At 43.7% G+C, this 15,417-nt stretch carries 13 protein-coding genes and 1 tRNA gene; 10 read left to right on the top strand and 4 right to left on the bottom strand.

Annotated features, from left to right (window positions below; genetic code table 11):
• Positions 1-67: 67 nt before the first annotated feature.
• On the top strand, positions 68-1,888 hold the full coding sequence (locus FGM00_RS12390; protein ID WP_175416223.1) for an AMP-dependent synthetase/ligase: 1,821 nt from the start codon (positions 68-70) through the stop codon (positions 1,886-1,888).
• Here the strand turns inward: FGM00_RS12390 and FGM00_RS12385 are convergent, their stop codons facing one another.
• Both FGM00_RS12385 and FGM00_RS12380 read right to left on the bottom strand, forming a co-directional pair.
• A complete protein-coding gene (locus tag FGM00_RS12385; protein ID WP_236262771.1) occupies positions 1,889-3,202 on the bottom strand; it encodes a M20/M25/M40 family metallo-hydrolase in 1,314 nt (437 codons plus the stop codon).
• Between the two features lie 688 nt (positions 3,203-3,890).
• Positions 3,891-3,964: transfer RNA gene (locus tag FGM00_RS12380), tRNA-Arg, on the bottom strand.
• A gap of 64 nt (positions 3,965-4,028) precedes the next feature.
• Here FGM00_RS12380 and FGM00_RS12375 point away from each other — a divergent pair.
• On the top strand, positions 4,029-4,541 hold the full coding sequence (locus tag FGM00_RS12375; protein ID WP_138853211.1) for an adenine phosphoribosyltransferase: 513 nt from the start codon (positions 4,029-4,031) through the stop codon (positions 4,539-4,541).
• Here the strand turns inward: FGM00_RS12375 and FGM00_RS12370 are convergent.
• Positions 4,538-4,690 carry an SsrA-binding protein gene (locus tag FGM00_RS12370; protein ID WP_138853210.1) on the bottom strand — a complete coding sequence of 51 codons (153 nt, stop codon included), beginning with the start codon at positions 4,688-4,690 and terminating at the stop codon, positions 4,538-4,540. The genes FGM00_RS12375 and FGM00_RS12370 overlap by 4 nt on opposite strands.
• Before the next feature lie 609 nt (positions 4,691-5,299).
• On the opposite strand from FGM00_RS12370, the gene FGM00_RS12365 reads away from it, so the two are divergent.
• Entirely contained in the window at positions 5,300-6,238 is a 939-nt protein-coding gene (locus FGM00_RS12365) for a calcium/sodium antiporter (protein ID WP_138853209.1), read from the top strand.
• A gap of 54 nt (positions 6,239-6,292) precedes the next feature.
• Here FGM00_RS12365 and FGM00_RS12360 read toward each other — a convergent pair whose 3' ends face one another.
• A complete protein-coding gene (locus FGM00_RS12360; RefSeq protein WP_138853208.1) occupies positions 6,293-7,309 on the bottom strand; it encodes a glutamine synthetase beta-grasp domain-containing protein in 1,017 nt (338 codons plus the stop codon).
• A gap of 211 nt (positions 7,310-7,520) precedes the next feature.
• Here FGM00_RS12360 and FGM00_RS12355 point away from each other — a divergent pair, with 211 nt between their 5' ends.
• The 7 genes from FGM00_RS12355 to prfA all read left to right on the top strand — a co-directional run bounded on the left by FGM00_RS12355 (position 7,521) and on the right by prfA (position 15,392).
• The gene (locus tag FGM00_RS12355; RefSeq protein ID WP_138853207.1) at positions 7,521-9,707 is read left to right on the top strand and encodes a glutamine synthetase III family protein; all 2,187 of its coding nucleotides are present in this window, start codon (positions 7,521-7,523) and stop codon (positions 9,705-9,707) included.
• Positions 9,708-9,773: 66 nt separating this feature from the next.
• Positions 9,774-10,952 carry an AIR synthase related protein gene (locus FGM00_RS12350; protein WP_138853206.1) on the top strand — a complete coding sequence of 393 codons (1,179 nt, stop codon included), beginning with the start codon at positions 9,774-9,776 and terminating at the stop codon, positions 10,950-10,952.
• Positions 10,953-11,120: 168 nt separating this feature from the next.
• Positions 11,121-11,561, top strand: coding sequence for a QcrA and Rieske domain-containing protein (locus FGM00_RS12345; RefSeq protein ID WP_138853205.1), 441 nt, complete (start codon positions 11,121-11,123; stop codon positions 11,559-11,561).
• Positions 11,562-11,594: 33 nt separating this feature from the next.
• Positions 11,595-12,029 carry a thioredoxin family protein gene (locus FGM00_RS12340; protein WP_138853204.1) on the top strand — a complete coding sequence of 145 codons (435 nt, stop codon included), beginning with the start codon at positions 11,595-11,597 and terminating at the stop codon, positions 12,027-12,029.
• Positions 12,026-13,018, top strand: coding sequence for an FAD:protein FMN transferase (locus FGM00_RS12335; RefSeq protein WP_138853203.1), 993 nt, complete (start codon positions 12,026-12,028; stop codon positions 13,016-13,018). The genes FGM00_RS12340 and FGM00_RS12335 overlap by 4 nt, the downstream gene beginning before the upstream one ends.
• Positions 13,019-13,063: 45 nt before the next feature.
• The gene (locus FGM00_RS12330; protein ID WP_138853202.1) at positions 13,064-14,059 is read left to right on the top strand and encodes a TolB-like translocation protein; all 996 of its coding nucleotides are present in this window, start codon (positions 13,064-13,066) and stop codon (positions 14,057-14,059) included.
• Between the two features lie 256 nt (positions 14,060-14,315).
• Positions 14,316-15,392: a peptide chain release factor 1 gene (gene prfA, locus FGM00_RS12325; RefSeq protein WP_138853201.1), complete on the top strand. Its 1,077-nt coding sequence runs from the start codon at positions 14,316-14,318 to the stop codon at positions 15,390-15,392.
• The last annotated feature ends 25 nt before the right edge of the window (positions 15,393-15,417 follow it).

Here is a 15,417-nt window from a genome sequence, read left to right as displayed (position 1 = left end):
GACTAGGTTTCCCAAAAGAAACCTATTGTATTTTTTGTACATTAAGGCTCTTAAAATCACCATGACAATGACCAGACTCTTTGATCTTCTGTACCATCAGTTGAATGATAATCCAATTGATAAATCCCTGAATGTTAGAGATGCAAATGGCCAATGGCAATCCTATAGTACTGCGGCCTTTGTTGAAACTGTTGAGCAAGCCGCATCCGGCTTACTGGAACTCGGTTTGGAACCGGGTGACAAGGTAGCACTGGTGGTCTATAAAAATCGACCGGAATTCGTAATTATGGATTTTGCCTTGCAGCTGGTAGGCATGGTGAGCGTACCGTTATATCCTACCATAAGCGTTGGGGAGTATGAATATATTTTGAAAGAGGCGGAGGTAAAGGCTGCCTTTTGTGGTGGCGATGATTTGTTCTACAAGTTGAGCGAAACCCAAAAAAAAGTACCCAGCTTAAAACAGATATTCACTTTTGACCAGGAACCGAAGGCGTCCTTTTGGAAAACGATATGCAATTCTACGAATAGTGCGGCAGTTGAATCGATCAAAGAAGGTATTTTGGCCGATGACTTAGCGACCATTATTTATACTTCGGGTACCACCGGAAACCCGAAAGGGGTAATGCTGACGCATGGGAATGTAATGCATGTAGTTCGAGAAACTGAACCGCATATGGCGGCGAAGGCCGGGGATCCAGTGTTGAGTTTTTTACCCCTATGCCATATTTTTGAGCGGGCAGTATCAATGGTTTACATCTTCAAGGGAACCAGAGTTTATTTTGCGGGAACCGACAACCTAAGCGGACCAGATGGCGATTTGGCGGCCGTAAAACCAGTTACGTTCGCTACAGTACCTAGATTGCTTGAGAAAATTTACGAAGCGATTTACAATAAAGGATTATCCCTTGAGGGCGCAAAGAAAAAGATATTTTTTTGGGCGTTGGCACTAACAGATTCCTGGGAGCCTAATCAAAAGATATCTTTTGGCCAAAAGTTGAAATGGAAAATTGCCGATAAACTCATATTCAGTAAATGGCGAGAGGCATTAGGAGGTCAGGTAAATGCCATAGTAACTGGGGCGGCACCTTGTCCGGTAAAGATAATGCGCGTTTTTTGCGCTGCTGGAATTCCGATTCGCGAGGGGTACGGACTCACGGAAACGTCACCCACATTGACCGTCAACACAATGGAACAGGACGGGGTAATGCTCGGCACTGCCGGTCCGGCGATTGCGGGGGTTGAGATCAAAATATACGCTTCCGAAGGAGACTATAATGAAGATGAAGGTGAAATTTTAGCACATGGACCGAACGTAATGCTCGGTTACTACAAAAAGCCCGAAGTAAATGCACAGGTATTTCGTGAAATCGATAAAAAGAGATGGTTCTGCACAGGTGATATTGGTAAGTTGGTCAAAGGGCCCACCGGTCGTGAATTCTTAAAGATTACCGACAGAAAGAAAGAGCTGCTGAAGACTTCCGGCGGCAAATACGTAGCACCTGCACCTATTGAAAACAGGGTGAAAGAAGAATTTTTGGTCGAACAGATGATGGTCATCGGAGATAAACAAAAGTTCGTTTCGGCCCTCATTTTACCCGCAGAGGAGGCGTTGAAGAGCTACTGCGCAAAGAAGGAAATTCCTTGGACAACTATGGCCGAAGTTATCAAGCATAAGAAAGTGATTAGGCGTTATCAAAAAATTATAGATAAATACAATCCCGAATTCGGTCATGTCGAACAAATCAAAAAGTTTCGATTGCTATCCAGTCCGTGGTTGCCTGTTCATGACAACGGCGCAGAGGCCGAATTGACACCCACATTGAAGCTGAAACGACGTGTCATTCGCGAAAAATTCCAAAAAGAAATCGCGAGTATCTATACAGATTGATTATTTACCTAGCCCAGCTTCTGCCATTGCAATTAGAAGTGCCAATTTTATAGCTTTTGTACCGTTTTCATTAATCCACCATTCCCCTAAGGAGTGAGCGCCCCCTCCATTTCCACCTCGGCCCAACGTAACTGCTGGAATTCCCAACGAAATAGGAATATTCCCGTTCGTTGAACCTCTTGTCAATCTCGGTTGCTCGTCAAAAAATAGCGTCGCTGCAATCGCACGCTGCACTAAAGGCGTCGTTTCCGGTAGCTCTCCTGATGGTCGATCACCAATTTTAATAAGTTCAAGGGATATCTCGTCGTCAACGCCGCTCGCGTTGTATTCCTCCAGGGCCGCATGCATCGATTCCTTAAAAATACGATCCATCTCCAAAAGCCTCTCGGCGTCTACCGACCGCATATCAACCTCCATCCAGGACTCGAAAGGAATGGAATTGACAGACGTACCGCCACCGATTCTGCCAATGTTAAAACTGGTCTTCGGTCCTTCATCGATGTATTTTTTCGCTTCCTTAGTAAAGTGGGTAATAGCATAACCAAGGGCATGATGCGGATTCGCTAATCCGAATGCGCCCCAAGAGTGGCCTCCTTTACCCTTAAAAACGGCCTTGTAGCGGGTAGAACCCAAACCCGCGTTATTCACTCTTCCTATGGCCCCTCCATCAATGGCGATCCATGAAGCTATTTTAGGGGCATTTTCTCGAAATAAATGTTTTACGCCTCTCAAATCGCCCAGACCCTCTTCTCCTACCGATCCCACAAACCAAATATCGGCCTTGGTTTGTAAGGCAGCAATATTCATCGCCTTGGAAATAGCCACAAGCATAGCCAACCCGCGCGTGTCATCGCCAATACCCGGCGCGTACAAGGTGTCTCCTTTTTGCTTCACAGTAACGTCTGTTCCCTCAGGAAAAACGGTGTCCAAATGTGCGTCTAGAACCACCACTCGGTCTCCATCGGCACCTTTTCTGAGTCCGATGACATTTCCAATTGCATCGATCCAGACGGTATCGAGCTCCGTTTGTTTTAAAAGCGTTTTAAAGGCAGTGGCTCTTGCACCTTCCTTAAAAGGAGGAGCTTCTATTTCGGTAAGTGCGATTAAATCTTCGGTGGTTTGACCGTCTATTGCATCTATAATCGAAAAAGCGGTCTGCATCACTTTTTTGGCGCTAAGTTTTTCGATTTCCTTAGTGTACTTTTTCTGTGCAACTGGTGACGACTCTTGTGCCTGCCCAATAACTAAAACGAATTGGATGCAGAGCAACATGGGAATAAACTTTTTAAAGCGGGATAACCGTATCGACATCATGTAGAGGTTTTTGCTAAAATACTTTTGGATTTATAGCAGGAAAGATAGTCAAATTGGTGTGATTCACTTTTCCTTCATACTCCCATCTTTCAAAATAGAAGTATGCATCGTCGAAGGGATGCCGGTTTTTTTCGCTTCCATCTGCCCAAATAGCTGGGAGCTTTTGAAGCCAGAAAAAAAAAAGTCCACGTGCCCGTAAAGACTTCTTGTGCCAAGTGACCCTAACAAGATTACCTTCGATGTTCTTTCAGGCTCCCGCCTTATAATGAAAAGTATACATCGCGGAAAGGGCGATGCACTTTTTAATCGATACTATTTTAGAATTGGAAAAACGTCCTGCAGGGATGACAAGATTACCTTCGGTGTTCTTTCAGGCTCCCATCTTTCAAAATAGAAGTATGCATCATCGAAGGGATGCCGGTTTTTTTCGCTTCCATCTACCCAAATAGCTGGGAGCTTTTGAAGCCAGAAAAAAATAGTCCACACGCACGTACAGACTTCTTGCGCCAAGTGACCCTAACAAGATTACCTTCGGTGTTCTTTCAGGCTCCCGCCTTATAATGAAAAGTATGCATCGCGGAAAGGGCGATGCACTTTTTTTATTCCCAACCCCTTTCAAAAGCTCGTGCTTTTGACGGTATCGCAAATAAAAAAAGTACGTACTTTAGTACGTACTTTTCGCTCTAAGTGACCCTAACAAGATTCGAACTTGTAACCTTCTGATTCGTAGTCAGATGCGCTATCCAGTTGCGCCATAGGGCCTTATAATGGGCTGCAAATATATTTCTTTTTACCTTTAACGGCAAACTAACGACTAGCAAATAAAATGGATTTTAACGACTATATCAGGGATATTCAGGATTTCCCTCAGCAAGGAATTGTTTTTAAGGATATTACACCACTATTACAAGACAAAGAAACGCTCAAAAAGGCCAGTGAGGCGCTGTTCTTACTTGTTGGAGAGCACCGAATAGATAAGGTAGTGGGAATGGAAAGTCGCGGATTTTTCTTCGGTCCAATGTTGGCCACCAAACTGAATGCAGGTTTTGTTCCTGTGCGTAAGAGCGGCAAATTGCCGGCTGCAAAAATCTCGCAAAGCTACAACCTGGAATATGGAACCGATATTTTGGAAATTCATGAAGACAGCATACAGAAAGGAGAAAATGTTCTGATTCATGACGATGTATTGGCTACAGGTGGTACGGCCAAGGCAGTTTGCCAACTTATAGAACGACTCGGGGGCAACATCATCGCCTGCAATTTTTTAATCGAACTAGATTTTTTAAGTGGAAGGAACAACCTAAACGGATATGAAGTTCAGTCCCTTTTACATTACTAACCAAGGGCGTTGGTGGTCACATAGTATCGCCAGCCGATGAGCGCTAACTGAAATTTGGTCGCTTTTGAAAGATCTAACCGTTTTTTAGTATAGGAGGGGAGCAGTGCTTTGTTGACTTTGGCCAAAAATTTGAAGAATGATTTTTTCACTTTGGTCGGTTTGCGCAAATATAATCACATATTTTAAAACCATTTCGTAAAATAAGACAGCCCTGCAGAGCCGTCTTGTTGTTTGATATGACTTCTTGAAATTGCTCACAACAGATTTAAAATCAGCGAAAGCAATAATAGTACTAACATTTTTGTAAGTGTAATCATAATACGGGGTTTTTAAGGTTGCCCTTAGCTACTTGGTCAAAGCAGGTAAGGTTTGAGTAAATAGTACTCCATAATCGATTATCCAATCAATATATATCTAAAGCGTACTATTCTCCTAACAATTTGATTGAAATTAATACATTTGAATACACATATGTAAGCTAAAAAATCGTTGTTATTTTTATTTTAAAGTTTCGCTCTTGTACAAGGTTTCATTTTATAACAATAAAAGTAAATTGCTATTATAAGTTGTAACAATTGTAGGGGTGTTTTGAGTGCTTTTTGAAATTGCAAGGCCGAAAAAGCATCAAAATAAGCTATTTTTCTATTTTCGATCTTTTAAGCAGGGTTCTTATTGGCTTTTTTGTTGCGACCTAGAGTATACCGATTCGCATCATTTCTTATATTTGCCGTTCATGCATAGCCAACACTAACCCCCACATGCAGCATATAGTTTATATTTTACTAGGACTCATCCTATTGATTGCCGGTGGCAATTGGTTGTTGAAGTCGGCAGTCGCCATTTCCCTTCGTTTGAATATTCCGAAAATCGTAGTAGGTATGACCGTTGTCTCTTTTGCTACCTCGGCGCCAGAACTGATCGTAAGTATAAAGGCGGCCTTAGACGGTTTCCCGGATTTGGCCTTAGGCAACGTAGTCGGTTCCAATATTGCCAATCTGGGCTTGGTACTGGGTATTACCATTTTGCTGAGCCCGATCGATGTGAACAAAAGCTTCTACAAGACCGATTGGCCCATGATGATGTTCGCCTCTCTAATGTTCTTTGGATTTATTTATTTTGACCAGGTACTAGTGTTGTATGAGGGTGTGATAATGGTGGTGGCCCTCTTTTTCTTTTTAGTCTACCTGCTGCGATTTCAGAAACCTGCAGTCGTAGAGGAAGAAAGTGTCGAGGACATCTTGTTGCCCCTTTACAAAACTGTATTGCTCCTCGGATTGGGCGGTGTTGCCCTCTGGGGCGGTTCCGAATTATTGATCAACGGGGCCGTGGGTATGGCATCTGCCTATGGGGTGAGTGAGCGGGTGATCGGAGTAACCGTTGTGTCGGTAGGCACCAGTATTCCGGAACTGGCAGCATCGGTGATCGCTGTCATTAAAAAAGAAAAGGCCATTTCTTTGGGGAATCTTATAGGATCGAATATTTTCAATTTACTTGCTGTTCTGGGTATTACCGCAATTATCACCCCCATCCGTGTCATGGACGACGGACTGCTAAGCAATGATATATTTTGGATGTTGGGTATCTCTTTTTTGGTACTTCCGCTCGTTTTTATTCCCAAAGGTTTACGTTTGGGCTGGCGCGATGGTATCCTTTTGCTAGGGGGCTATATTACTTTTGTCTATTTAACCGTACAATAAAAAAACCGCCTTTGATTACTATCAAAGGCGGTTTAATCACAACAATTTAATTACCTATACATTTGCGGTTTTAACCGTCTTTACGATTCTACCGGCAATTTTATAAGGATCTCCATTAGATGCTGGTCTTCTATCTTCCAACCACCCTTTCCATCCGCTTTCTACGGTCGCGATAGGAATTCGGATAGAAGCACCTCTATCGGAAATACCGAAACTAAATTCATCAATGGACTGGGTCTCGTGATCTCCGGTCAAACGTTGGTCGTTGAACTCTCCGTAAACTTCGATGTGTTCTTTTACCACTGGGCGGAAAGCTTCACATATCTTCTCATAGGTGGCTTTATCGCCGCAAGTTCGCAAGGTGGTGTTAGAGAAGTTCGCATGCATACCGGAACCGTTCCAATCCATATCTTTTCCAAGTGGTTTTGGGTGGTATTCGATATAGTATCCGTATTGTTCGGTCAAACGATCCAATAAATAACGGGCGACCCACAATTCGTCTCCGGCCAATTTCGCTCCTTTTGCGAACAATTGAAATTCCCATTGGCCCGAAGCTACTTCCTGATTGATTCCTTCAAAATTAAGTCCAGCTGCGATACAGAGGTCGGCATGTTCCTCGACCAAATCGCGTCCGTGTGTATTTTTACCTCCTACGGAGCAGTAGTACATCCCTTGTGGAGCGGGATACCCACCTCTGGGGAATCCTAAGGGAAGTTCAGTAGCGGTATCCATTATAAAATATTCCTGTTCGAAACCGAACCAAAAGTCATTATCATCATCATCAATTGTAGCCCTGCCGTTAGAGACATGTGGAGTTCCATCGGCATTTAAGACTTCCGTCATTACTAAAAAGCCATTTTTTCTCGCCGGATCTGGGAAAATAGCAACGGGTTTTAGCAAGCAGTCCGAAGATCCACCTTCTGCCTGTCTTGTCGAACTTCCATCGAAAGACCACATCGGGCAATCTTCCAGTTTTCCACCAAAATCATTCACGACTTTGGTCTTGCTTCGCATGTTCTGTGTTGGGAAATATCCATCTAACCAGATATATTCTAATTTTGTCTTGCTCATAATTGTATGATAGTTAATTTTAAATTTCGCGATCAACAAAAATATTATATTTATCGAGTTATCAATAAATTCAAGGGGGTAATTATCCACAAATCACATTTAATTATTCACACCCCTAAATTATAGGGGGTATTTTGATAGAAAATTAATATTTAAGGGATATATTGCCAATTCCATAATAATTAATGGAGCTCAACTTAAGTCATAGAACATGTCCACACAACGATTTGATGCCATAATACAAAGCAATACAAGAGTCCGTACCGCGGTTAAAGAAACTGGTCGGCGCTCGGAATTGTTCGCTGTAAACGTCTTTAACGACGAACGCATGCTACAATACCTTACAAAAGACGCCCTTGCCAGTGTAAAGAGCGCGATTTTCTCCGGTTCCAAAATCGATAGAAAAATAGCCGATCAGGTGGCCGAAGCGATGAAAGGTTGGGCTATTTCGATGGGCGCTACGCATTACACGCATTGGTTTCAGCCATTGACAGGGGCCACCGCTGAAAAGCACGACGCCTTCTTTGATCTTTTACCCGGTGGCAGGGCACTGGAAAAATTTGGTGGCGGTCAGTTGGTACAGCAGGAACCCGACGCATCTAGCTTTCCTAGCGGAGGTATCCGCAATACGTTCGAGGCACGTGGTTATACGGCTTGGGACCCCACTTCGCCTGCTTTTGTTTACGATACGACCTTATGCATTCCGACCGTATTCGTTTCGTATACCGGCGAGGCGCTCGACAACAAAGCACCCCTTTTAAGGGCATTAGGTGCTATGGACGACGCTGCGACGGCAGTGGCCAAATATTTTGATAAAAATGTTTCGAAGGTCAATGCAACACTCGGTTGGGAACAGGAATATTTTCTGATCGACAAGGCCTTGGCCCATTCCCGACCCGATCTCTTGATGACGGGGCGCACCTTGATCGGAAATTCGGCAGCCAAAGGGCAGCAACTGGACGACCATTATTTTGGAGTCATCCCGCAGCGGGCCATCGGTTTTATGAAAGATCTTGAAATTGAATGTACCCGACTGGGAATACCCGTAAAAACAAGGCACAATGAGGTTGCCCCCAATCAATTCGAGCTGGCTCCCGTTTTCGAAGAGGCCAATTTGGCGGTAGATCATAACCTGCTCTTGATGGATGTGATGGATAAAATTGCCGATAAACATCACTTTAAAGTATTATTTCACGAAAAACCCTTTGCAGGTATCAATGGATCCGGAAAACACAACAATTGGTCTTTGGCGACTGATACCGGTATAAATCTTTTGAGTCCGGGTTCAACGCCGATGAAGAACCTTCAATTTTTAACCTTTTTCATCAACACTATTAAGGCGGTCGATTCGTACGAGGAGTTGTTGCGTTCTTCGATTGCATCTGCCAGTAATGATCATCGCTTGGGGGCCAACGAGGCACCTCCTGCTATACTTTCCATCTTTATCGGAAAGCAACTGAGCGAGGTCCTGGATGAATTGGAAGGCGTCTCCAAAGGGAAGCTTTCCCCACAGGAGAAGACTGAGCTAAAGCTGAACGTTGTCGGAAAGATTCCTGAGATTTTATTGGACAATACGGACCGTAATCGCACCTCGCCCTTTGCATTTACTGGAAATAAATTCGAAATGCGGGGCGTGGGCTCAAAAACCAATTGTGCCAAGCCAATGACCGTCCTGAATACGATCGCGGCCAAACAGCTGGTCGCCTTCAAAAAAGAGGTGGACGCATTGATCAATAAGAAGAACCTGAAGAAAGACGAAGCGATATTCAATGTGCTGCGAGAGTATATCAAAACTTCGAAGCGAATTCGTTTTGATGGTGATGGCTATAGCGAGGCATGGCAAAAAGAGGCTAAACGCAGAAAGTTGAGCAACAATAAAACCACTCCTGAGGCCTTAAAGGTGTTGACAACCAAAGAGAGTCTAGACTTGTTCAAATCGATGAAGGTAATGAGCGAGACCGAAGTGCGTGCGCGACAGGAGGTTGAGCTGGAAGCGTATATCATGCATGTGCAGATCGAAGGTCGTGTGTACGGTCAATTGGTGTACAACTTTGTAATTCCTTCTGCGGTCGATTATCAAAACAAGCTGCTGACCAATGTTTTGGGGATGAAAGACGTTTACGGGGCCGCGCATAAAAAATTGTCCGAAGGGCAACTCGCTATCATCGAATCCATTGCCGAACATCTGACGGATTTAAAAAAGAAAACCGACATCATGACCGATGCCAGAAGAAAGGCCAATAAACTTACCGATAGTCATAAAAAGGCACTGGCCTATTGTAATGATGTAAAGCCATATTTTGAGGAGATTCGCCTGAATTGCGACAAGTTGGAAAAGTTGGTGGATAATAAAGTTTGGCCCTTGACAAAGTATCAAGAACTGTTGTTTATAAAGTAAATCAAGTTTGTAGAAGTTTATGTTTTCAATCGAATCGAAACTTCTATTTTTGCCAAAACCACATTCATGAGTTCGGATACCAGCGAGAGATATAGCCAAAGAGGTGTTTCGGCATCTAAGGAAGACGTTCATAACGCCATTAAAAATGTTGACAAAGGCCTGTTCCCGAAAGCGTTTTGCAAAATCGTTCCTGATTATTTGACGAATGACGATGCTTATTGCCTGATTATGCATGCCGACGGTGCCGGTACCAAATCGTCCTTGGCCTACATGTATTGGAAGGAGACCGGAGATCTTTCGGTCTGGAAAGGGATTGCCCAAGATGCGCTGATCATGAACATCGATGATCTTATCTGTGTCGGGGCCACGGATAACATCATGTTGTCTTCTACAATCGGGCGAAATAAAAATCTGATTCCCGGAGAAGTAATTTCAGCTATTATCAACGGTACCGAAGAATTGATTTCCGATTTGAAATCCCACGGGATAAGCATTCATTCTACCGGTGGGGAAACGGCCGATGTGGGCGATTTGGTACGCACGATTATCGTAGATTCTACGGTAACAGCTCGCCTAAAACGTTCACAGGTTATAGACAATGCGAACATACTGGCGGGTGATGTCATTGTAGGCATGGCCTCCTACGGTCAGGCCACTTACGAGAAAGAGTATAACGGAGGCATGGGCAGTAACGGACTCACCTCTGCACGACATGATGTGTTTTCGAAATACCTGTCGCAAAAATACCCTGAAAGTTATGATTCGGCGGTTCCTGAATCGTTGGTGTATTCCGGAAGTGCGAAACTTACCGATGTTGTTGCCGATACTCCTTTAGATGCTGGTAAATTGGTGCTTTCCCCAACGCGAACCTATGCGCCGATCATTAAAAAAATATTGGAGGATTACAATGCGTCGGATATTCATGGTATGGTGCATTGTAGTGGGGGAGCGCAGACCAAAATACTTCACTTTGTTGAAAACCTTCACATCATCAAGGACAACCTCTTCCCGATTCCACCGCTGTTCAGATTAATTCAAGAGCAATCGAAAACCGATTGGAAGGAAATGTACCAAGTCTTCAATTGCGGGCATCGTATGGAACTTTATGTGAATCCTAAGGTAGCGGAGCAACTAATTGCCATTTCTGAAAGTTTCGGGGTGCCCGCCCAAATCATCGGCAGGGTGGCCGATAGTACGTCCAGAAAACTAACGATCAGCAGTGAATATGGTACTTTCGAGTACTAAAGGATTGCTGTTCGGATATGCGTTTTACCGATTTTCAAGGACGTACAGTTGATTTCCACGTATAGATCGCCTAAAAAATATTCCAATTATGCTGTCATAGGTCTAATAGGCTCTTTTTTTCATACGAATACCATCATTTTTGCGTTCCCTTACTAAAGCTTTTTAGTTATGGAAAGAAAAGAATTTTTACGTAGCCTCGGTGCTGGTGCCGCCTTTGCACTTATTTTCCCTTGTGCACAAGGTTGTTCTAAGGATGAAGTCGTTGGGAATATAAAAGAGGTGCCAACGGGAGTTGACTTTACAATAGACTTAAGTTCCAATGAAGCCACTAATCTGGCCAATGAGGGTGGGTATATTCTAAAAAACGATGTAGTCGTAGCCAGAAACCTCGAGGGTGTACTAATTGCCGCGACGCAGATTTGCAGCCATCAAGGATATGATCAAGTGCGCTTTGTCAGTGATCAAGGTGGCATCTTCCATTGCGATGTACACGGTTCGCGGTTCGGCCAGGACGGCAGCCCGTTGAATCAAATCGGAAATACCACGGCAAAGGCCTTAAAAGTCTATCAAACATCGGTAGATGGAGATATTTTAAGGGTCTTCGAATAGGCTTTGGCATCGAATTTGCCTAGCAAGCATATTATGAAACGATTTTTGATATTATTTGCGCTATTCTTATCGGCTATTGCAGTCGCCCAAAGTTGGGAAACCGGATATGACGAGGCGCTGTCATTGGCCGAAGAGACCGATAGGCCTTTGATAGTGGTTTTTTCCGGAAGTGATTGGTGTGCGCCCTGTATAAAATTAGAGAGGGAAATTTGGCAGGCGAAAGATTTTCAAGAGTACGCGGCCGGACATTTTGTTTTGTACCGCGCCGACTTTCCGAAAAAGAAGAAAAATCGCCTGTCTGAAGAATTGTCCCGAGAGAATGGTGAGCTATCCGATAAATTCAATCCGAACGGGTATTTCCCATTGGTCGTATTGGTCAACTCCAAAGAGCAAGTGCTAGGTACGACATCCTATAAAAATCTTTCTCCGGAGGAATACATTACCCATTTAAATTCATTTTTACGATGAGGATGTGGCTGATATGTGTATGCTTTTTTCTAGCGCTCCATACCTCAGCGCAGGAGAAAGAATATATTACCGTCAAAAAGACCACTGAATTGATGGGCAGCCGTTTCGATATATCGGTCGTTGATGTAAATGAGGAACTTGGGTATATCAGTATTGACGAAGCAATTGCCGAGGTCAACCGAATCAATAAGATGTTATCGTCATGGGACGAAAATTCAGAGACCTCCCAAATCAACGATAACGCAGGTATCAAGCCTGTAAAAGTGAGTTTAGAACTATTTAGGCTTATTGAACGATCGAAGCAAATTTCGGAATTTACCGAGGGTGCTTTTGATATTTCCTTTGCGGCGATGGATGACATCTGGAAGTTTGATGGCTCTATGACAGAAATACCTTCCGAATCGGAAATCGAAAATTCGATACGGAATGTCGGGTATCAAAAAATCATTTTAGATGAAAAGGACAAGACCGTATTCCTAAAGGAAAAGGGAATGAAAATCTCGTTTGGCGCTATCGGCAAGGGATACGCCGCCGATAGGGCAAAAGAACTTTTGGTCTCTAAACGGGTTAAGGGTGGAATCATAAACGCCTCCGGCGACCTTACCACATGGGGTACCAAGGCGAATGGTGAAAAATGGATGATCGGTATTGCCAACCCGATGAGCAAGGATAAGATTTTTTCATGGCTACCTATTGTAGAATCCTCTGTAGCGACCTCTGGCAACGCTGAAAAGTATGTGATAATCGACTCTAAAAAATACGGCCATCTTATCGATCCGCGCACCGGTTACCCTGCTATGGGCATCAACAGCGTATCTATTTTTGCGAAAAGCGCCGAGATTTGCGATGCCCTTGCGACAGCTGTTTTTATCATGGGCAAGGAGGCAGGTATTTCGCTAATCAACCAATTTGGCGGTACCGAGGTGATTATTGTCGATAGCGATAATAAAATCCATAAAAGTGGTGGTATTTTATTTGAAACCGACTAAGGAGATTCAAATACCGCCTTTTTCACCGAATGATAACGTACTGAAATGCGACCTATAAAAGAATTGCTTTACCTGTTTTTTTGCGTACTTGCCATTTCGTGTAGCGACGATGCGCCAATCGACAGCATTGATAGTCCCGAGACCATCGAGGATACCATCTTATACTCGAAAAACCCGAACGGACACAATGAGCTATACCGATTGCAAAATGGTATAGAGTCTGTTGTTTTAAGTGATGAAAGCTATGATTTCTGGTGGCCTAAGGTAAGTCCTGACAGAACAAAAATACTGGTATACCGATCTGCGGTAAATCCGGATAAGAACCACGATGATTATCCGAACGCAGAGTTGATGTTGGTAAATATAGATGGCAGTAATCCGCAAGTGCTCATTGCTAAAAACGAGAACGGATGGAATGCCCAAGGCGTCTGTCGTTGGAATAAGGATGGAAGCAAAATACTCATGTGTGCCGAAGTAGAAACCGAATCCGGGTTGCAATGGCGATTGATTACCACGGACAACACAGGCAAGAATCCAAAAATCCTATCAGATCATTGGGCCATTGACTGTAATTTCTCAGCGGACAATAGTAGCGTTGTATTTATGGGTTTTACGGACAATATGCTCTCCTTTGACCTGACGGAATTAGAACTGCAGCAAGCGGACTACGATGCAATAAACGATACGGTAACCAACATTACGGCACTTACCCAAAACCAATCCCGTGACCACGACCCAGCGTTTTCGCCGGATGGTCGCAAGGTGGTTTTTTCTGGAGGTAATGCTGCCTATTCCGATGTTGACCTTATGTTATATGATATGCAGTCGAACCAAGAATGGATTCTGCTGAACGACGCCAATGCGAATGGTGGAAGCATGTGCTGGTCCCCAAACGGGGAATACGTCTACTTTCATAGCCTGGAAGTTTTCAAATCACCATTCCGTATCAAACGAATTCATGTAGATACGAAGAAGGTCGAAACAGTTTTAGAAACGGTAAACGACGATTTTGGCTTTATTCATCCCGAGGTATACCAATAGTTGTATTTGCTCTACATGCAAGCAGGTTTGAGATTTAGCGAACAGTTCCCTTGATTATTTATCTTTCCTTGATAAGGAGTGGCCTAGCTCGAACTTTTTAGCAGTAGCGGAGTCTACCCATCCGATATTGTAATAGTAAATACTATTTGCATCGAAGTAATGTCCACCTGATTAGGAGAGCAGCCTTTCATAAGCGTATTGATGGACTTCCACCTGAAAAAAAATCGTAAATTCGCAATCCAACTACTAGTGCGGAATGATTGATAAATTAAACATAGTAAAACAACGTTTTGATGAGGTTTCCGACCTTATTATCCAACCCGATATTATTTCGGACCAAAAACGTTATGTACAATTGACGAAGGAATACAAAGACCTAAAAGACCTTTGTGACAAGCGTGATAAATATATTGAGCTGACGGATAATATTGCGGAAGCAGAGGAGATTATTTCCGATGGAAGCGATGCCGAAATGGTTGAAATGGCCAAGATGCAGTTGGATGACGCCAAAGCTGCACTTCCAAAATTGGAGGAGGACATCAAACTGATGCTTATTCCAAAAGACCCGGAAGATGCCAAGGATGTCGTGATGGAAATCCGTGCCGGCACCGGTGGTGACGAGGCAAGTATTTTCGCCGGGGATTTATTCCGAATGTATACAAAATATTGCGAATCGAAAGGTTGGAAGACCAACGTTATCGATTTAAGCGAAGGCACGAGCGGAGGTTATAAGGAGATTCATTTTGAAGTCTCTGGAGATGATGTGTACGGCACCTTAAAGTTTGAAGCTGGGGTACACCGTGTGCAACGCGTTCCACAAACGGAAACACAAGGTCGGGTTCATACCAGTGCCGCTACCGTTATGGTCTTGCCGGAAGCCGAGGATTTTGATGTACAAATAGAACCCAAGGATGTACGGGTCGATTTTTTCTGTTCTTCAGGCCCTGGGGGACAATCGGTAAATACCACCTATTCGGCAGTGCGTTTGACTCACCTCCCAACGGGATTGGTGGCGCAATGCCAAGATCAAAAGTCTCAGCATAAAAACAAAGAGAAAGCCTTTAAGGTACTACGCTCCAGACTCTATGATTTGGAACTCGCCAAGAAGCAGGAAGAAGATGCGGCCAAGCGTAATTCCCAGGTGAGTAGTGGTGACCGATCGGCAAAAATACGCACCTATAACTATGCACAGGGCAGGGTGACCGATCACCGTATTGGCTTAACGCTGTACGATTTGCAGAACATCATCAATGGCGATATTCAAAAGATTATCGATGAATTAAGTTTGGTCGAAAATACGGAGAAACTAAAAGAAGCTTCGGAGATTTTTTGATGTATGGCATAATATAGTGTCCGTT

Source organism: Aggregatimonas sangjinii (assembly GCF_005943945.1).
Classification (GTDB): domain Bacteria; phylum Bacteroidota; class Bacteroidia; order Flavobacteriales; family Flavobacteriaceae; genus Pelagihabitans; species Pelagihabitans sangjinii.
This window is presented reverse-complemented; position numbering and strand designations above follow the sequence as displayed.